At 52.6% G+C, this 19,030-nt stretch carries 14 protein-coding genes; 3 read left to right on the forward strand and 11 right to left on the reverse strand.

The features are described 5' to 3' along the window. Positions 1 to 14: 14 nt before the first annotated feature. The 11 genes from ssb to dnaA form a co-directional block, all read right to left on the reverse strand. Positions 15 to 587, reverse strand: a complete 573-nt coding sequence (ssb, locus tag LKH74_RS10785) for a single-stranded DNA-binding protein (RefSeq protein ID WP_287788982.1) — start codon at positions 585 to 587, stop codon at positions 15 to 17. 35 nt (positions 588 to 622) lie between these two features. Further along, positions 623 to 919 (reverse strand): 30S ribosomal protein S6, encoded by a 297-nt coding sequence (gene rpsF / locus LKH74_RS10790; RefSeq protein ID WP_125574700.1) that lies wholly within the window; start codon positions 917 to 919, stop codon positions 623 to 625. Between the two features lie 208 nt (positions 920 to 1,127). Continuing rightward, positions 1,128 to 1,931 carry a hypothetical protein gene (locus tag LKH74_RS10795; protein WP_287788983.1) on the reverse strand — a complete coding sequence of 268 codons (804 nt, stop codon included), beginning with the start codon at positions 1,929 to 1,931 and terminating at the stop codon, positions 1,128 to 1,130. A 211-nt stretch (positions 1,932 to 2,142) separates the two neighbouring features. Next, a complete protein-coding gene (locus tag LKH74_RS10800; protein ID WP_287788985.1) occupies positions 2,143 to 4,515 on the reverse strand; it encodes a BspA family leucine-rich repeat surface protein in 2,373 nt (790 codons plus the stop codon). Positions 4,516 to 4,908: 393 nt separating this feature from the next. Continuing rightward, positions 4,909 to 6,744: a bifunctional metallophosphatase/5'-nucleotidase gene (locus LKH74_RS10805; RefSeq protein WP_287788986.1), complete on the reverse strand. Its 1,836-nt coding sequence runs from the start codon at positions 6,742 to 6,744 to the stop codon at positions 4,909 to 4,911. Positions 6,745 to 7,137: 393 nt separating this feature from the next. Further along, positions 7,138 to 9,636, reverse strand: coding sequence for a DNA gyrase subunit A (gene gyrA, locus LKH74_RS10810; protein ID WP_434737657.1), 2,499 nt, complete (start codon positions 9,634 to 9,636; stop codon positions 7,138 to 7,140). Between the two features lie 88 nt (positions 9,637 to 9,724). Next, entirely contained in the window at positions 9,725 to 11,671 is a 1,947-nt protein-coding gene (gene gyrB / locus LKH74_RS10815) for a DNA topoisomerase (ATP-hydrolyzing) subunit B (RefSeq protein WP_287788990.1), read from the reverse strand. A gap of 3 nt (positions 11,672 to 11,674) precedes the next feature. Continuing rightward, complete coding sequence (recF, locus tag LKH74_RS10820) at positions 11,675 to 12,823, reverse strand: DNA replication/repair protein RecF (RefSeq protein WP_135367804.1); 1,149 nt, start codon at positions 12,821 to 12,823, stop codon at positions 11,675 to 11,677. Beyond that, complete coding sequence (gene yaaA / locus LKH74_RS10825) at positions 12,823 to 13,050, reverse strand: S4 domain-containing protein YaaA (RefSeq protein WP_135367803.1); 228 nt, start codon at positions 13,048 to 13,050, stop codon at positions 12,823 to 12,825. Before yaaA ends, recF begins: the two co-directional genes overlap by 1 nt. A 562-nt stretch (positions 13,051 to 13,612) precedes the next feature. Next, positions 13,613 to 14,752 carry a DNA polymerase III subunit beta gene (gene dnaN / locus LKH74_RS10830; RefSeq protein ID WP_287788992.1) on the reverse strand — a complete coding sequence of 380 codons (1,140 nt, stop codon included), beginning with the start codon at positions 14,750 to 14,752 and terminating at the stop codon, positions 13,613 to 13,615. Between the two features lie 326 nt (positions 14,753 to 15,078). Beyond that, positions 15,079 to 16,437: a chromosomal replication initiator protein DnaA gene (dnaA, locus tag LKH74_RS10835; RefSeq protein WP_135367801.1), complete on the reverse strand. Its 1,359-nt coding sequence runs from the start codon at positions 16,435 to 16,437 to the stop codon at positions 15,079 to 15,081. 539 nt (positions 16,438 to 16,976) lie between these two features. Here dnaA and rpmH point away from each other — a divergent pair. From rpmH to yidC, 3 genes are all read left to right on the forward strand, one after another. After that, entirely contained in the window at positions 16,977 to 17,111 is a 135-nt protein-coding gene (gene rpmH / locus LKH74_RS10840) for a 50S ribosomal protein L34 (protein ID WP_081624573.1), read from the forward strand. A 96-nt stretch (positions 17,112 to 17,207) separates the two neighbouring features. Continuing rightward, positions 17,208 to 17,564, forward strand: a complete 357-nt coding sequence (gene rnpA, locus LKH74_RS10845; RefSeq protein ID WP_135367800.1) for a ribonuclease P protein component — start codon at positions 17,208 to 17,210, stop codon at positions 17,562 to 17,564. 11 nt (positions 17,565 to 17,575) lie between these two features. Then, complete coding sequence (gene yidC / locus LKH74_RS10850) at positions 17,576 to 18,409, forward strand: membrane protein insertase YidC (protein ID WP_225428687.1); 834 nt, start codon at positions 17,576 to 17,578, stop codon at positions 18,407 to 18,409. Positions 18,410 to 19,030: the final 621 nt, after the last annotated feature.

Raw genomic sequence — 19,030 nt, forward strand, 5'->3', positions numbered from 1 at the left:
CTCGTATTTAGAAATTAGAACGGTAAATCATCATCGGAAATGTCAATGGAATCACCGGAATTGGCAAACGGATCGGCTGTGTTGTTGTTCCCAGCGTTCCCCTGATTGTTGTTTCCAGGATTTGGCGTCGTATTTTGAGCTGGACCAGACTGAGCTGGATTCCCACTCGTGTACGGGTTGGCATTTTGATTCTGATTCTGCTGAGGAGCATTATTATTCATGGAACCGCCATTGTAGTTACCCCCGGCGTTGTTGTTCGCGTTGCGAGAACGCGGTTCAAGGAACGAAAAGTCCTCGACAACAACTTCGGTAACGTAAACACGTTGGCCTTGTTGATTTTCGTAATTCCGGGTCTGGATGCGTCCTTCAATTCCGACAAGGGACCCCTTGTGGAAAAAGTTAGCAAAGTTTTCCGCAGATTTGCGCCAAATGACACAACTTACGAAATCAGCTTCCCGTTCACCAGATTTGTTGGTGAACCGCCGATCAACGGCCAGCGTGAAGGTGGCAACAGCAGCACCGCCTTGGGTGTAGCGTAAGTCAACATCCCGTGTCAGTCGGCCAGTAAGTACTACTCGGTTGATCATTGCTGAATAACTCCTCTCAAAAATTAAAGTTTAAATTAGTCTTCGCGCTTAACGATCATGTGACGTAAGATGCTGTCATTGATCTTGGATAAACGGTCGAATTCGTTTAAGGCTTCGTCATTAGTTGCGTTTAACGTGATAACGTGGTAGATACCTTCGTTAAAGCCACCAATTTCGTATGCGAACCGACGCTTTGACCAGTCTTTCGAGTTGATCAATTCTGCACCGTTGTCAGTCAGTAACTTGTCGAAGCGTTCAACCAAAGCGGTCTTAGCGGCATCGTCAAGGTCTGGACGAATGATGTAGGTGATTTCGTATTTAGTAGTTTCCATGAATGTTACACCTCCTTATGGACTTCAGGCCCCCGCTGCAATGCGGAAGCAAGGAGAGACACTAGCGTAAGCCAGATACTCACAAGCTAGTAGTATAGCATAGATTTAATTCTGAAGCAAATCGGGGCCGACCGATGGGTTGCTTACTTACGTTACACCCATCAACTCCGTAAAAAATCGCCAAATATTTTTGAATCTCGCAACTTCTTTAAAATTTTTCGGGCTGATCGGCAAGATGAAAGAATGCCGCCCGTTCCGGTTGCGTCATTTTCAACGCCAGCGCAAGCAAGAGATAACAATCCGGCAAGAGATAGGTCGTCTGGTGCTGCACATCCCAGGCGATGGCCTCGCGTAACAAGGTAATCGCTGCTTGCGGCCGGTTTAAGTTCAGCTGTGCTTGGGCATACTGGTAAAAGACCAACGTCAAATTTTCTGGCATATCTCTTACCCGGCCCTCCCTGATGACCGTTACCGCCCGGTCAAAACCCGACAGATCCGGTTCGGGCGTTGTGAGGTCCCTAACGCTATTTTCCGCCGCCAGTAACAAGAGGTCTAGCGAGCGGTAGACTTGCGGGGATTGGGGGGTCATAAACATCAGGCCCGCGCGTAAATGTAACTGGGCGGCCTCCACATCCCCGATTGCCGCCAGCGAGCGGCCATAGTAATACAGGATGGCCTGGCGATCCGTGTCAGTGGTCAACTGGCGCAGCACGTCACCAGCGGCCACATTGGCCACCAGTTGCCCGTACGCCTGCTTTTGCCACCAAGATTGCAGTCGCCGGTCAAACACGGGGAGACGCCGAATGGGATAGCTCTGCGGCAAGGGCCGGTTGCGTACGATTCCCAGTTGTTGGTACAGTTGGGTCAACTGGGCCACGCTGGGGGAGCGCTGCCCCTGTTCAATTGCCGCCAAAACGTCCAGTGGACACACGCGCGTTGCTAAGGCAGTCAACGCCACCCCTCGTTGTTGGCGGCACTGCTGCAAATAACGACCGACCGATTCTCCCGTCATCGTCCCTTCTCCCCTCTGATTGAGTTGTTACTGCTAAGATACCAAATCGGTGCAATAAAGTAAACAGATTAAACCATATACAATTATTTAAATATTTTAAATAATTTTGATTATAACAAGCTTAGTTAGCCGCCATCAGCTTCAAATAAATTGCTCACTTCAGTATCTAATCCAGCAAAACGATTAGTAGTTGTATAAATCACACCTATGATTACCGCTTACGCCACCAATACCAACCCAATCCGCCTAACAATAGACTTCCCCAAATCAGCGCCACCCGGGACAGCTGCTCACCCGTCGCGGGTAATTGTTGGTTGGCTGGTTGCGCGGCAGCCGGTGATTGTCTTGACTGCATTGACTGGTTTACTGGCTGTTGTCCCCGCTGGCGTTGCGCTGGCCGTGACTCAACTGGCCGGTTTTCTGGCGTAATCAGATCGCCAGAATTTCCCGTCTGTACCGGCTGGTCGGGTTGCGGGGTGACTTGGTCGGCCGCATCCCCAGATTCAATGGGCTGGACTGGTTGCGGTTGCGGCGTGGGGGCCGGTGTTAATCCTGGATTCGGCGTTGGTGTTGGATTTGGGCTTGGGTTGGGGCCTGGGTTCGGGTCTGGCGCCGGATCAGGGTTCGGTTCAGGGTTGGGATTCGGCTCAGGCGTCGGCTCTGGATTGGGATTTGGATTAGGATTGGGCTCCGGACTGGGCCCTGGATCAGGCGTCGGATTTGGGTCTGGCGTCGGTTCCGGGTTGGGTTCCGGGTTGGGCTCCGGATCAGGATCGGGGTCTGGCGTTGGTTCCGGATTGGGTTCCGGGTCTGGCTTAGGGTCAGGATCAGGTCCCGGGTCCGGTTTCACCGTCACCCGACGATAGTACAGTTGGACCGCCACCGGATCTTCCATAAAGTCACCGAACAGACTATCGGTACTACTCCGGACAAATTCATAGCCCGGGATCAGCAAAGGCGTCAGCGTATACATTGACCCCAGAAGCCCCTGCTGAGTTTGCGACGGTGCCAGTTTCTGATGCGTGTCAATATCCTGGTAGTCGATTCGCAGGTCACGCAGCTTGGGGACCCGCACGTAGGTATCGGCCATCGCCGACGTGTAGTGGTGCTCCAGTTCAGCAACGCTCAGCAACTGGCCCTGCGGATGCGCCACCGTTCCTGTCCCCACGGCCTGCCATTGACTATCTTTTTGCCCGTCCACGTTCGTCAGTCCCAGACCGACCGTGTAGCCGTGCGCATCCAGCAGCAAGTTCTTTGGCCCCAGCCGCACCGTCTTCAATGCCGGCATGTACGCCAGCATGTCCTCGACGCGCCCATCCGTCCAAAAGACATCATTGGGGCGATAGTCCAAATGGGTCATGTCAAATCCCGACAGGTCCAAATTTTTCACGAGCGCATAAATAAACATCTTTTGCATACTGGCCGCCCGTGCCGTTTGCCAGCCACTCACATCGAGCGTCTTTATCCGCGCCCGGCCAAACATTTGCTCGAAATTCCCCACGTGGCGGACGTCCCAGTGAGCCAGGTCTAACGCCGGCACCCCCACGTCACGAAACATCTGCGTCATCGACGTCACGTGACTGACATCCCAGTCCGAAACCGCCAACGTGGTGGCCGGAACGCCCTGAAACATCCGGTCCATATTCGTGACTCGCCCCGTTTGCCAGCCGGCGACGTCCAGGTGAGTCAACCGCTCACAGAGCCGAAACATCTCATCCATGTCCGTCACGTGGCTGACGTCCCAGTGATGCAGATCCAGCCACCGCACCCCACTGTCGATAAACATATCGTCCATGCGAGTCACCTGATGCGTGTCCCACTCCTGGATATCCGGACCGCTTAACCGGGGCGTTTCCGCAAACATCCACCCCATGTTGGTCACCTGGCCCGTTTGCCAATCATCGATGGCCAAGTACTGCAGGTATGGCATCTCATCAAACATCGAACCCATATCGGTAACGTGGCTGACGTCCCAGTCGTCGAGGTCCAGGCCACTCAACGCCGTCTTGGCAAACATCCCATTCATGTTCGTTAAACTCGGCGTCCGCCAGCCCGTGAGTTTGAGTGTGCTGAGGCTATCGTCGTCCCAAAACATCATCCACATCGACGTCACGTGGCTCACGTCCCAGTGACTCAAATCCAGCGTCCTTAACAGTTCGACATTTTGAAACATCCGCGCCATATTGGTGACCCGACTGGTATCCAACTGCGTGAAACCACTGACCTGCTGGAGCTGCGTGAAATCCGCAAATAGGCCGGCACTATTGGCGGGTAATTGTACCGGTCCTAGGACTTGGATCTCTTGCACCTCGCTGGCGTACTGCTGCCACGTTGGATTCCGCGCCAATTGGCCGGCTTCCAGGCGCAACACCCCATTGCGCAGCGTCCACTTAGACGTCCCCGACTGGCCAGAGGCCGTGGTCCCCCACGCGCTTCTGGTGGTCGCTACGACGCGGTTCGCTGCGGCTGGGACCGGTTGGAAGCTACGCCACTCCCAGCCACCCAACGCCACACTGACAACGACCCCTACCTTCAAGATAAAGTTGACTTCATGGACTTGTGTCCGCCAATTGCTTGTCATCATGTCCTCCTCCACATCCCCAAGGGACGCAATTTTCTAAAATTAACAGCTTTCATTCCTTTTGCCGGATTAGCAGTTAAGCCCCTTAATCACGCAATCCCCATTTGGCTCAATCGGTTCACTTCAAATCGTCGCCAGCCCCACCCCCCTAGTGGTCGACGCCAACTGTCGTTTTCATGGTCTAGACCGAGTATAGTCACTTCCCCGAAAAATTGCCAGTAGAAACGTTTATTATTTAAACTATAGCCGCTGGACACAATTAAATTGTCCATCAGCTAACCGGGCTCGTCCCAGCAAAAAGAGCCTAGGATAAATCCTTCCTAGGCTCTTTCGCATTCCCTTATCTAGCTGAAACGTGCGCCCCAAGGCAGTCAGTTTCACTCTCTTTTCTGGTCCTTAATGGCTGCCGAGATAAACCTTTCGATCCAATTTTGGTGCTTGAACCGGCGTCCCCGCTGCCGTCATATCCTTGATGTAATTGACAAAGGTATCCGTATCCGTCCCCACTGACGCCACGATCTTGGTGTCCTTAAAGGCCGCGAAGTTATCGCCACCGCCATGCAAGAAATCATTGATGACGACGTTGTAGGTCGCCTTCATCTCCAGTGGATCGCCGTTGGCCTTGGTGATATCGGCCACCTGGTAAGGCGTGTCGACGCCACCAGCCGGATTGTCCGTGTAGGTGTAATGCAGCCCGGCAATCTGCAGGTAGTAGGCCTGTTTCTCATCATATTGCTGGTTCAACGCATCTTTGATCTGCTGACCCGTCATCTCAACGACTTGCAGGATGTTGCCAAATGGCTGAACGGCCGTGGCCGCACCCCAGGTGATCGACTTGTCCGGTTTGACCGCCAGATCAGCCCGCACACCACCATTGTTGGTCATCGCAAAGTCGGCCTTGGTGCCTAACTTATTGGCTTCATACAACTGCCCGTCGACGACCAGTTCCCCGGCCGCATTTTCCATGGTCTTAGAGTTGTTGAGACGCCCCGTGATCGTGGTGGCGGTGGCTGCTTGACCAATCACCGCATTGACCTGCGGAGCGACGCGCTTGTCAGCATCCGCCACGATGGCCGATACCTTGGCATTGTCCTTGACCTTCGGCGCCTGACTCTTCGGCAGGACCGGATAGACGTGTGACACTAAGCGCATGAATTTCCCAGTCTTAGGACTGATGTATCCTTGGGTGTTGTTGTAGGCCTTTCCCGTGTACACCGCCTGCACGACGCGCGTCTTCCCCACCGTCGCGTTGGCGTACTGATGGGAATGGCCGGCCACGTACAGGCCCACGTTATTCTTAGGATCTGTTTGATTGACCTTCTTTAAAATGTCGACGGCCGACCCACTGGTTTGCTTACCGTAAGTCGAGACCCCAGTGTGGGCCAGGACGACGACTGCCTTGACGCCCTTCTTGTTTAAAATGCGGTCATACTTCTTAATAGTCTGCGCTTCATCCAAGATTTGATAATCCTGGTAATTTTGCAGGAGCGTCAAACTAGGCAGATCCGTCGTTTCAATCCCGATGAAGCCTACCTTTGCCTTTTTACCGTGAGCCTTGACCGTTTTGATCACGTAAGGCTGGTAGCCGTAGGGGCGCTTATGATTGCTCTTCTTGACCACGTTGGCAACCACGAGTTTGATCTTCGAATTTTGATGCGGATACTTTTGAATCAGCGAAGATGCCGTGGTGGCTGGCTTTTTCCCGGTCAGGATTCGGTTGAACTCACCCAGGCCGTGATCGAATTCGTGATTTCCCAGCGTTCCCACTTGAAATTTCATGGCTGTTAACGCGTGCATCGTGGATTCGTGTGCCAGCAGCGTTGAATTAGCCGGTGAAGCCCCGACCATATCGCCCGCCTCTACCCGAAAGGTATTCTTGGAGTGTTGGACTTTTTTAAATTGGTTTTGGGCTTGATCCAAGCCGGCCGCCAGCCGCGTGACCGTCCCGACACCCTCGTAGGTCTTCGCCCCGATATTGACGGAGCCCGTGGTCTCCAGCCCCCCATGCAAGTCATTGATGCCTAAAATTTGAATGGGAATCGACCGTTTGTACTTCTTCGGCACCGTCTTGTACCCCGGTTGTGCGGTCGGTGCAGCGTAGCGGTCCGTCTTGGTCGTGACTTTTACAGTCTTGGCATTCGCCGTGATCGTCGAGAACTCACCACTCCCCGCGATCAATGCTGGGACCAAGAGTGTGCCCATTAAGACATGTTGCCAATGATGTTTACCCATAACAAAACCCTCCCTGAAAAATAATGGCTAGCAAATAGCCGTGTCTCCAGCGTATCAATGAAAATTCTTACAAACAATTCCTTTTTAAATTAAAATCAGACGGTGACTTTAAGCTGGCAACGCGTGGGGTTGGTTGTTATGAAACACCAATTGGCTTATAAAAAAACAGGGACTAAGAACGGCTACTATTCAGGCTTTCAGCCAGTTCGAGTTCCATCGGGTTAATCGTTTTACTTTCAGTGTTTACGTCTACAAGTAGACTTGTGGACAAAAGATTCCTCCCCGCAACCATCCGGTAGGAATTTTGATGCTACGCAAAAATCAGCGCCATACCCAATCGTCTAACGACTCAAAGGTACCACGCTGATTTTTATGACTATATTGATCTTTTAATTAAGCTTCCGGCGCATCCGAATCCGGCGTCGTTGCGGCGTTGTCTGGTGCAGCAGCCGGTGCCGTCTCACTAGCGGCACTGTTGTCTGCATTGGCATCGTCGTCAGCGCTGTCGTCTTCTTTGTCGACCTTGGCCATGGTAGCGACCGTGGTGTCGTCTGCCAAACGAATCAGGTGTACCCCTAAGGTAGCCCGACCCGTTTCGGAAACGTCACTGCCGCTAAAGCGGATCATGACCCCTTTATCGGTGACCAACATGATGTCTTCGTCACCGTCTAAGGTGGTCAACCCAGCCAACGGTCCGTTCTTGGTCGTCACGTTGACCGTCTTGATCCCTTTACCACCACGTCCCTTGATCGGGTATTCACTGGCGGCCGTTTGCTTCCCATAACCCTTTTCGGAAATGACAAACACGCGACTGTCGGGCTTCAAGACGCTGGCCCCGATCACGTAGTCGTGGTCACGCAGGCGAATCCCGCGCACACCAGTGGCTGAGCGACCCATCGAGCGCACGTCTTGGGCCGCAAAGCTCACGGCGTACCCCAAGTGGGTCCCAATAATCATGTTGGCATCGGCATTGATGATGGCAACATCGATCAGCTCGTCGTCTTCCTTCAGGTTGATGGCCTTCAGACCATTGCTGCGGATGTTGGCAAACTCATCGACCGGCGTCCGCTTGACCGTGCCTTGGACCGTGGTGAAGAACAGATCACGCTGTTCGTTTTCACCCGGATTGGCAACGTTGATGACGGCTTGCACGTGCTCGTTGTTGTTGATCCCCAGCAGGTTGATCACGGGGATCCCCTTGGCGGTCCGGCCGTATTCAGGGATTTCGTAGCCCTTCATGCGGTAGACCTTCCCAGTGTTGGTGAAGAACAGCAACATGTCGTGCGTGGAGGTTGCCACGAGGTGTTCGATGAAATCATCATCGTGCACGCCCATGCCTTGAACCCCTTTACCACCGCGGTTTTGTGCCTTGAATTCAGACGTTGGCAAGCGCTTGATATAGCCGTTGTGCGTCAAGGAAACCACGACGTCTTCTTCGGCGATCAAGTCTTCGTCTTCCAAGCTGAGGACTTCGCCGACCATCAATTCGGTCCGCCGGGCATCCCCAAACTTATTTTGAATGTCTAACAATTCTTGGTAAATGATGTCTTGTTGGCGGTCCTTGGAGGCCAAGATTTCCTTGTAGTCCTTGATGTTCGCCATGACATCGTTGTATTCCTTTTCGACCTTTTCGCGTTCCAAACCGGTCAGGCGAACCAACCGCATGTCCAAAATAGCTTGCGATTGCTTGTCTGACAGGCTGTAGCGTGTCATCAATTCATTTTTAGCGACTTCCGCCGTTTGTGACTGGCGAATGATCGTGATGATGGCATCGATGTGGTCTAAGGCGATCCGCAACCCTTCCAGGATGTGGGCCCGCGCTTCGGCCTTGCGCAATTCGAAGGCCGTCCGGCGCTTGATGACCTGCAACTGGAATTCCAGGTAGTACTGTAAGATGGCCTTTAAGCCCAGTACTTTCGGGGCTCCGTTGACGATGGCCAGCATGTTGATCCCAAATGAGGTCTGCATCAAGGTCATCTTGTACAGGTTGTTCAAAATGACTTCGGCACTGGCATCGCGGCGGACATCGATGACGATCCGCATCCCGGTCCGGTCGGTTTCATCGTTGACATCGGTAATGCCCTCGATCCGCTTGTCCCGGGCCAATTCAGCGATCCGTTCGATCAGCTTGGCCTTGTTGACCATGTACGGAATTTCCGTGGCTACAATCCGTTGCTTGCCGTTCTTTTCTTCTTCGATATCGACCTTGGCTCGCAAGGTAATGGTACCCTTCCCGGTCTCGTAAGCTCGGCGAATGGCGGCCTTCCCCATGACGATCCCGCCGGTTGGGAAGTCGGGCCCTGGTAAGGCCTCCATCAACTCAGCCAGACTGGCATCGGGGTTTTTCATCAAGATGTGCAGCGCACTGATCACTTCCGTCAAGTTGTGCGGCGGAATGTTGGTGGCCATCCCCACGGCGATCCCGGAAGCCCCGTTGACTAACAGGTTCGGGAACCGTGATGGCAAGACGACGGGTTCGCGTTCGGACCCATCATAGTTGTCTTGAAAATCGATCGTATCCTTGTTGATGTCCCGCAGCATTTCCATGGCGATCTTACTCAACCGCGCTTCGGTATACCGCATGGCAGCGGCCCCGTCACCATCGACGGACCCGAAGTTCCCGTGACCTTCGACTAACATGTAACGGTACGAGAAATCTTGGGCCATCCGCACCATGGATTCGTACACAGCGGAATCCCCATGTGGGTGATATTTCCCGAGGACATCCCCGACCATCCGGGCTGATTTCCGGAATGGCTTATCGGGGGTAATCCCCAGTTCATGCATATCGTACAAGATCCGGCGGTGGACTGGCTTCAAGCCATCCCGCACGTCCGGTAACGCCCGTTGAACAATCACACTCATTGCGTAATCCAAGAAGGATGAGCGCATCGTTTGTGACAGGTCAACGTCGGTAATCCGACTTAAATAATTTTGATCATCAGCCAAATTTTTACCCTCCGTTCTTCCCTAACACTCACTAAACATCCAACTCGGCAAAGGTGGCATTGTCCTCGATGAATTCGCGCCGGGGAGCCACTTTATCGCCCATCAACATGCTAAACACTTGGTCGGCATTGATGGCATCATCCGCATCGACCCGCAATAAGCGCCGGTTTTCCGGATTCATGGTGGTGTCCCAGAGCTGTTCGGCATCCATTTCCCCTAACCCTTTGTACCGTTGGATCTGTGGCTTAGGTGCTGGTGGCAATTGGCCGAGTAAGTCTTTCAATTCGTCGTCGGTGTCTAAGTACCGTTGCATCTTGCCTTGACGCACCCGATACAGTGGTGGGCAAGCGATGTACACGTACCCGGCATCCAGCAACGGCCGCATGTAGCGGTAGACCAACGTCAACAACAGGGTCCGAATGTGGGCGCCATCGACATCGGCATCGGTCATGATGATGAGCTTGTGGTAGTTGGCCTTGGCCACGTCAAAATCGTTACCAAAGCCCGTGCCCATGGCGGTAAACAGCGAACGAATTTCTTCGTTGGCCAAGATCCGGTCCATGGAGGCCTTTTCGACGTTCAAGATTTTCCCCCGAATTGGCAGGATGGCTTGCGTCAACCGCGAACGGCCCTGCTTGGCAGAGCCACCGGCGGAGTCCCCTTCGACGATGAACAGTTCGGAAATTTCGGGATCCTTGGACGTGTTATCGGCCAATTTACCAGGCAGGTTAGAAATTTCTAGCCCACTCTTCTTCCGGGTGACTTCCCGGGCCCGTTTAGCGGCAACCCGCGCCTTAGACGCCAGGTTCCCCTTGTCGACGATCTTCTTGGCCACATCCGGATGTTCCATCAAGAAGCGCATGAAGTGATCGGCAAACGTATGATCCACGGCGGTCCGGGCATCCGAGTTACCTAACTTAGTCTTGGTCTGCCCTTCGAATTGGGGATCCGGGTGCTTGACGGACACGACGGCCGTTAACCCTTCGCGGACATCATCCCCGGTCAGGTTGGCCTCGTTATCCTTCATCAGCTTGTTTTGACGCGCGTAGTCGTTCACGACCCGCGTCAAGGCCCGCTTGAACCCTTCTTCGTGGGTCCCCCCTTCGTAGGTGTGAATGTTGTTGGTAAACGTCAACAGGTTGTTGTGGTAGTCGTCAGTGTACTGTAAGGCCACTTCCACCGTGATGCCGTTTTCCTGCCCTTCCACGTAAATTGGGGGTTCGAACAGGGTTTCTTTGTTTTCGTTTAAATAATCAACGTAGTGGCGAATCCCACCTTCGTAGAGGAAGTCGTCTTCCGTTGGCGTTTCTGGGCGTTCGTCACGGATCGTGATCCGCAAGCCCTTGTTTAAGAAGGCCAGTTCCCGGATCCGGGTGGTCAACGTCTTGATGTCAAACGTCGTCGTGTCTCGGAAAATGTCTGGGTCCGGCAAGAAGTGCACGATGGTGCCATGTTGGTCTTCAGGCAAGCCCTCTTCAACTACACGCATCGGTGTGACCACGTGACCGCGGTTAAAGGTGATCCCGTACTTTTTGCCACCCCGGATGACTTGAGCATCCAGTTCGGTCGACAGCGCGTTGACCACGGACGCACCAACCCCGTGCAGCCCACCAGAGACCTTGTAGCCGCCACCGCCGAATTTACCCCCGGCGTGCAGGATGGTGAAGACCGTTTCCAAAGCGGGTTTCCCCGTCTTCTTTTGGATATCGATTGGGATTCCCCGCCCGTTATCCGTCACGGTTACACTGTTGTCCTTATTGACGGTCACGTGAATCTCGTCGGCAAAGCCCGCCAAGGCTTCGTCGATCCCGTTATCCACAATTTCCCAGACCAAGTGGTGCAGGCCTTGGGCACTCGTCGAGCCAATGTACATCCCGGGCCGTTTCCGGACCGCTTCCAAGCCCTCTAAGACTTGAATCTGGCTGGCATCGTATTCCCGTGCCTGTTCTGCTTTGGTTTCGTGTTCGTAATCAGCCACTGCCTAATCCTCCTTTGTTGCTGCGTCGTTTGCCGACGCGTCAGCCACCACGGTGCCCGCTGCCACGTGAAAAATGGTCGGGTCCTTGATCAGCTGGCGGGTGATCCCGCTCAAGCTGGTGGTGGTAATAAACGTTTGGACTTTATCCTGAATTGCCGTCAGCAGATGGGTCTGCCGGGCATCATCGAGTTCGGAGAGCACGTCGTCTAGCAATAAGACGGGGTACTCGCCGGTCTCTTCTTTCATCAAATCAATCTCGGCCAACTTTACGCTGAGCGCCGTGGTCCGTTGCTGACCCTGCGACCCGAACGTCTGCACGTTTTTGCCATTGACCTGAAAATGCAGGTCGTCGCGATGGGGGCCCACCAGCGTCGTGCCCTGGTAGAGCTCCTTATCGCGCTGCTTGGCGTACAGCGCCGTTAACGCCGCACAGATGGTCTTGGCGTCCGTTAACTGGTCGTCAGGGACCTGGGTGGCGTAATGAAACGTCAATTCCTCGCGTTGTTGCGAGATCTCGGCGTGAATTGCCTGGGCCCAGTGCTCCAGCTTCTTGAGCATGTTCAACCGTTGCGCAATGATCTCCGCCCCGTATGCCGCCAGTTGATCGGATAACACCGACAAAAAAAGGAGGTCCTTTTTTTGCTTGTGCTGGAGATCCTTCAAGTAGCGGTTGCGTTGCTTCAACAGCGTACGATACTGGCTCAAGTTGTAGAGGTAGCGCGGATTCATCTGGCCAAACTCCATGTCCATGAACCGCCGCCGCACGGACGGGGCCCCTTTGACGATGGCGAGATCTTCCGGCGCAAATAAAATCACGTTGAGCTGCCCCACGTACTGCGACAGCCGCGCCTGTTCCAGGTGATTGACCTTGGCGCGTTTGCCCTGACGCGAAAATGTCAGCTCTAACGGCACGGTCCCGGCACTCTTGACCACCTTGCCACTGATCTTAGCCGTTTTGGCCTCCCAGTTGACCAGGTCATGGTCGTTTGCCGTCCGGTGACTGCGCGTTAACGCCAACACGTAAATGGCCTCTAATAGATTGGTTTTCCCCTGCGCATTTTCGCCTAATAAGACGTTGATGCCCTTACCCAGCTGCAGATCAGCGGCCGGATAATTGCGAAAATGCTGCAGCTGCAACTCCTGCAAATACATTATTCACCCTGCTTTGAGCGTATAAAAAATAATCCTACCTCAGGTACGGCGACCGTATCTCCAGGATACAACTTGCGGCCGCGCCGATTATCCGGCTCGTCATTGACATCCACGGTGTTTTCCCGCAAATACCACTTGGCTTGACCGCCCGTACTGATGACGGATTCTTCTTTAAGTAACTGGCCTAAAGTGATGTAGGGCGTTTCAATGAAAACTTCTTTTTTCACAATTTCACCCCTTATTTTTCTTCTCTTATATTATACCGCTTTTTACAGCAAAGGTACAGTTGAACTACCTTATTTTTCGCCTCTCAGCCGATTTATGCCATTCTTGATATTTTTGCCAAAAAGCCAGTAAATTTGCTCAGAACCAAAAATAGCCCGGTTACGGCGGAAATCGTCAAAATTTAGCTGGATTTTTGATAAAAATTGTTATATTAGCCGCTCTTGCCCCTAGCAGCAGGTCATTAACGCCCCCAATCACCGTGAATTGGCGGGAAACTAACCGCCACAGCCTGTGGTCACATCCCCCTATTTGAGTGCCTATGGTTCGGATCTGGCTGGGAACACTGATCTGGACGAGCCGAGTCACGGTTGGCCTTAACGCCTCGCTTTACTTTGCAAGCCACGTTGAATGCCGCCACCCTGCCGAAAAGTGTGCCACCAGGCAATCGGTTCCGCTTAACGGTGCTAGTTAAGCGCCTATTGGCCCACTCTCAATAAAAAAGCACCGCCCGCTGATGCGTGGCAGTGCTTGTGAATTCGCTTGTGAAATGGCTTGTGAAATTTTCTAGAACGTCCGTACCGGCGTGATCAGTTGAATGAAGTTGCTGGTGTCTTCGGTCGGAACCAGGGTGAATGGCCGCAACGCTGAGGTAAAGGCCACCCGGATCGTGCTTTGGCCGAAGGAGCGGAGCGCATCTTTCATGTAATCTGGGTTAAACGAGATCTCGAGGTCTTCGCCATCCAGTTCCTTGGGGGCCAAGTCTTCTTCAACGTTCCCGACGTCTGGGGAGTTACTGAAGATGGTGACTTGGTTTTCAGCTGGCGTTAAGGTCAGCTTGACCACGTTGTTCCGCGATTCATGGGACAACAGTGAGGCCCGTTCGACGGCAGCCAACAGTTCTGGCGCTTCGAATTCGACCGTGGTCGAGGCTTCCTTAGGGATCAACCGCGACGTATCGGGGTAGTTGCCTTCCAGCAGCCGGGAATAAAACGACGTGTCACCCAAGAGGAACAACACTTGGTTTTCGGAGAATTGCATCTTCACGTCAGTGTCGTCATCCCCGATCATCCGGGACAATTCCGTCAGACTCTTCCCGGGGATAATAACGTCAAACGTTGCGTCACTAGGTGTTGGCAATTCAATTTGCCGTTGGCTCAGCCGGTGACTATCCGTGGCGACCGCCAAGAATTGGTTGTTGGACAAGACAAAATGAACCCCGGTTAAGATCGGCCGGCTTTCCTGGTTGGAGACCGCAATGACGGTTTGGCCAATCAGTTCTTTGAAGACCGCACCAGATAAGACGACGGAATCGGCCGCGTCGATCTCTGGTAAATGCGGATAGTTGTTGGCATCTTGGCCGTTGATGTTAAAGGCCGCCGCACCGGAAGTGATTTCGGTTTGGAACCCGTCTTTAACGGTGACGGTCATTTCCTTTTCTGGCAAGCGTTTAACGATTTCGCTGAAGAACCGCGCCGTTAAGACGATGGCTCCCGGTTCGTCAATGGACAAGCCCAGGTCGGGATCATCGGCGCGAATCAAAGTTTCAATAGAAATATCGGCGTTGGACCCGGTTAAGAGTAACCCAGCGTCACTGGCCACGATTTTTAATCCCGTCAAAATGGGAATCGTCGTCTTTGAAGAGATGGCCCGGGAGACGTTGTTTAGTTCCTTGACGAACGCGGCCCGGTTGATGGTGAATTTCATAAACTGACACTCCTTTTCATGGTGCGGGTGGTTTAACTTAATTAAAAGATAAAAAACAGTAGCCGTAGTAGAGCGGTGTATTCTGTGGATAACTTTGAGAAACAGCCGGTTACATACCGTTTTCCACCTGTGGATAACTTGTGGAAAACTTTAGGTGTTTGTCAATCTTATCCACACGCGCTGTGGTCACCTGCTTCTATCATACCGCAAGTGGTCACAAAAAGACCGCCGCGAGTCCGCCGATGACTGGTGACCAGCGACGATCAGGTTAACGCTGCTCAAGCACTAACGCGTTGGTAAACGCACGGCAGCCAGTGCGCCGCGGTTTACCGCCTTAATTCATCTTTCAAGCTGTCGATGTCCTTTTGTAGCTGGGCATCGGTCTTTAAAATCTCGGTGATCTTGTCATAGGCGTGAATCACCGTGGTATGGTCTTTCCCGCCGAATTCGTTGCCGATGCGCGGCAGTGAGGCTTCGGTGAGTTCACGCGACAGGTACATGGCAATCTGGCGCGGCATGACGATCGCCTTTTTGCGTTTCTTCCCCTTCAGATCCTTGAGTGACACGTTGAAGTAGTTGGCCACCCGGTCTTGGATCACGGGAATCGTGACGGCATCGCTGGCGTTGGCCAGGTTGAGGCTTTTCAAGGCTTCGGCGGCCAGGTCCGTGGTGATCGGTTGGTGCATCAGCTGCGAGTAAGCTTGTACCCGCGCTAAGGCGCCCTCCAATTCCCGGACGTTGGAGTCGATCTGCCCGGCGATGTAGCTGAGCGTGTCGTCGGGGATGTCGATTTGATCAGCATCGGCCTTGTTGCGCAAGATGGCGATCCGCGTTTCGAGGTCCGGGGGCGTAATGTCCACGGATAATCCCCAGGCAAACCGAGAGACTAAGCGGTCTTGGAGCTTAGGAATTTCGTTAGGCAGCCGGTCGGACGTCAAGACGATTTGCTTGCCGTCGTCGTAGAGGGCATTAAAGGTATGGAAGAACTCTTCTTGCGTTCCTTCCTTATTAGCGAAGAACTGAATATCATCAACTAGCAGTAAGTCAACGTTGCGGTACTCCTGACGAAACTGCTCCTGCGTACGGGTTTGAATCGCATTGATAAAGTCATTCGTGAAGGCCTCGCTGGTCACGTATTTGACCTTGGTGTCCGGGCGATCTTCTAGCATTTTATTGCCAATCGCGTGCATCAAGTGGGTCTTGCCCAACCCCACGCCACCGTAAAAGAACAGCGGATTGTACATCACGCCGGGTTCTTCAGAGACGACCAAGGCCGCTGCGTGGGCCATTTGGTTGCCTTTACCGATGACAAAAGTGTCAAACGTATAGCGAGAATTAAGCGCCGTTTCCTTCATAAAGGTCGGCGTCGGTTCAGTCGTCACCTTTTCTCCGGGGGTGGCCGTCTTGGCCTTGAGCGTCGCTTGTTGCTGGCGTTCCCCCTCTAAGATGAGCACGGGCTGAATATCTTCGTGAGCGGCTTGGTATGCGTATTCTACCAATTGCTGGTCCAGATGTTGATGGGTCCAGTAATCACGATGCAGGGGTGATGGGAGTTCCAACGTTAATTTGTTGCCATTCAAGGCAATCGGCTTGGCGGTTTCGATCCAAGTCGCGTAGGCTGTCTTCGAGTTGTTTTCCTCAAACAACGCTTTGATATCAGTCCACAAAGTTAACATATCTGGCACTGAGGTATCCCCCTATTTTAGTTTAGAAAGCTCATTGAACTTTTGGACGGACTCCGCCCAAAAGAAAACGTAAGTCCAGTGTAGCATGAAGAAAAAAAGTTTTCCACAGGGTATTTGGAGCTGTGCATAATTGTTTCACAGGAAGTGGATTGAGTTATCCACAAGGGTGCGAGAATCTGTGAATAACTTTTTGACGAAATGGTTATGCACAGGATGGTGTGAACTGTGAAAGTGATAGTATCAAGTGTTTCACAAGTTATCCACAGAAATCACAATTCCTAAAATTAAAAAATAAACAGGCTGTGGAATGGTGGATAACTCGGTTGGCAACTCCCGGATAACTTTTTCTGAAATAGCAACTTATCCACAAGCAAAGTGCATGAAACAAATTTTTGTCCCCACAATTTTTTCGTGAAATCCGCAAGTTTAGGTTTCATTCTTGGGATTTTTATGCTAATATGTTCAGGAAATGCATTTAGTATTTGTCTGGATTTCCAGATAAAAAATAAATAGTCATAGTTAAGAGAGGAGATTTTACGATGAAGCGCACTTTCCAACCAAAGAAACGTCACCGTTCACGTGTCCACGGCTTCCGCAAGCGGATGAGCACTAGCAATGGCCGTCAAGTATTAGCACGTCGCCGTCAAAAGGGACGTAAAGTATTGTCTGCATAGGCCGCTGAAGGTTCAGTGGTCTTTTTATTTTATCTGCGGGGAGACTGGATCACCAATCCCGCGCGGACTGCAAAATCGAGAACTTTGGAGATGCACATGCGAAAATCTTACCGCATTAAGAAAGAAGCGGAATTTCAGCAGGTCTTTGAAACCAGGAATTCGGTCGCAAACCGGCAATTCGTGGTCTACTCAATGGCTAAGCCTGACCAGAAACACTTCCGGGTCGGCATTTCCGTCGGTAAAAAGATTGGTAACGCCGTTCACCGCAATTGGGTGAAGCGCCGGATCCGTCAGAGCCTTCTTGAGTTGAAGCCATACCTGAAACAGGATGTGGATTTCCTCGTGATTGCTCGGCCCCGCGCTGACGGCATTAGCATGGCCGATGCGAAAAGCAGTATGGTCCACGTGTTGAAGTTAGCGAAACTGTTGGATTCCAATTATAGCGAGGAATAAACGTGAAAAACGTGAAAAAGTACAAACGTACCCTACTCATGCTGGGCATTGTCAGTCTGGTGTTTATCCTCTCCGCTTGTAGCAACAAACCAATCACCAATCAAAGTACCGGGATTTGGGACGGCCTGATCGTCTTAAACTTCTCGCGGGCGATTATCTGGTTGGCCAACTTGTTCGGCGGCAGTTACGGTGTCGGTATCATCGTGTTCACCATTATCATTCGGGTGATCTTGATGCCACTGATGATCTTCCAAACGCGCAGCATGCGGAAGACCCAAGAGGTCCAACCCCAACTCAAGGCTCTGCAAAAGAAATATTCGTCTAAAGACCGCGAAACGATGGCTAAGCTGCAATCCGAGCAGCAAAAGCTGTATTCGGAAGCCGGCATCAACCCATTAATGGGCTGTTTACCAGCGTTGGTCCAACTGCCAATCATCTGGGCTTTGTACCAGGCCATTTGGCGGACGGCCGTTCTGCGGTCCGGGAACTTCTTGTGGTTACAATTGGGCCACAAGGACCCGTACTTTGTGTTACCGATCTTAGCCGCCTTGGCCACGTTCGCTAGTTCGTGGTTAACGACCAAGTCGGCACCGGAAACCAACTCCATGAACACGATGATGGTTGTCGGGATGCCAGTGGTGGTCTTCTTTACCGCCCTAAACGTCCCATCATCCCTGTCGTTGTACTGGACGATTTCCTACATTTTCCAAGTGGGACAAACCCTGCTCATTCAAAATCCGTGGAAGATCCAAGCGGAACGCGATGAGAAACAAAAGGAAAAGGCCAAGCACGACCGCGCCGTTAGAAAAGCTATTCGGCGGGCCAAGCAAAGCAAACGCAAGTAATATTTGAAAATGCATTTCTCAAGTCGTCCGGCCAGGTGCCAGGCGGCTTTTTTTAGCCTCAAAGACGATTGCTGAGAGAGTAGGCAGAAAACGGATGTTGCTTGGTGACTGGGTGAGTTGCAAGACTCACCTCCTTTCAGGTGGCGCTATACTATTACTAACGAAATGAAACCGATTTTTGTTACCCGTCGACCCCGAAACTTAAGGCTTTCTTAGTCTTTGGCGAGAGGTAACACGAACTTGTGGCCTGCCAAGGCGGTGGGGTTAGGAACGGTGGCATTGCGTAAATTAGCTAACTGGGGATGCGGTTGCGATGGGATTAGAAACGTTGGCGTTGCGCCAATAGCTAATTTGGGGATGCCTCCGCCGGGATTGTTCTTGGCTGATTTCGGCAAGAGGCTATTTGCCGGCAAGCTGGGTAGGCTGAATTCGACGGACAGGATGAGGATTGCCGAGAACTAAAGCGATTGTCGCCAACAACCACCACCGTAGCCGAGAGTTCGGCCAATATGGGCTCAGCCGTGGGAGTTCCCTTAGCAGCTTGCTGGTTAGGGAACTGGCGTCTTTGAGACGTGCTTTTCGGCTCAAAGCGAGGGCGAGACCGCACTTTGGCTCGACCGG

The sequence above is a fragment of the Levilactobacillus sp. genome (genome assembly GCF_022646225.1).
Taxonomy (GTDB): domain Bacteria; phylum Bacillota; class Bacilli; order Lactobacillales; family Lactobacillaceae; genus Levilactobacillus; species Levilactobacillus suantsaiihabitans.

What these genes read in the sequence shown, in the direction of transcription:
- dnaN (WP_287788992.1), bottom strand. Translation starts at nt 14,752, where the DNA reads ATGAAATTCACCATCAACCGGGCCGCGTTCGTCAAGGAACTAAACAAC.
- rnpA (WP_135367800.1), top strand. Translation starts at nt 17,208, where the DNA reads ATGCGAAAATCTTACCGCATTAAGAAAGAAGCGGAATTTCAGCAGGTC.
- ssb (WP_287788982.1), bottom strand. Translation starts at nt 587, where the DNA reads ATGATCAACCGAGTAGTACTTACTGGCCGACTGACACGGGATGTTGAC.
- rpmH (WP_081624573.1), top strand. Translation starts at nt 16,977, where the DNA reads ATGAAGCGCACTTTCCAACCAAAGAAACGTCACCGTTCACGTGTCCAC.
- LKH74_RS10800 (WP_287788985.1), bottom strand. Translation starts at nt 4,515, where the DNA reads ATGATGACAAGCAATTGGCGGACACAAGTCCATGAAGTCAACTTTATC.
- rpsF (WP_125574700.1), bottom strand. Translation starts at nt 919, where the DNA reads ATGGAAACTACTAAATACGAAATCACCTACATCATTCGTCCAGACCTT.
- recF (WP_135367804.1), bottom strand. Translation starts at nt 12,823, where the DNA reads ATGTATTTGCAGGAGTTGCAGCTGCAGCATTTTCGCAATTATCCGGCC.
- gyrA (WP_434737657.1), bottom strand. Translation starts at nt 9,636, where the DNA reads ATGCGCTCATCCTTCTTGGATTACGCAATGAGTGTGATTGTTCAACGG.
- LKH74_RS10795 (WP_287788983.1), bottom strand. Translation starts at nt 1,931, where the DNA reads ATGACGGGAGAATCGGTCGGTCGTTATTTGCAGCAGTGCCGCCAACAA.
- LKH74_RS10805 (WP_287788986.1), bottom strand. Translation starts at nt 6,744, where the DNA reads ATGGGTAAACATCATTGGCAACATGTCTTAATGGGCACACTCTTGGTC.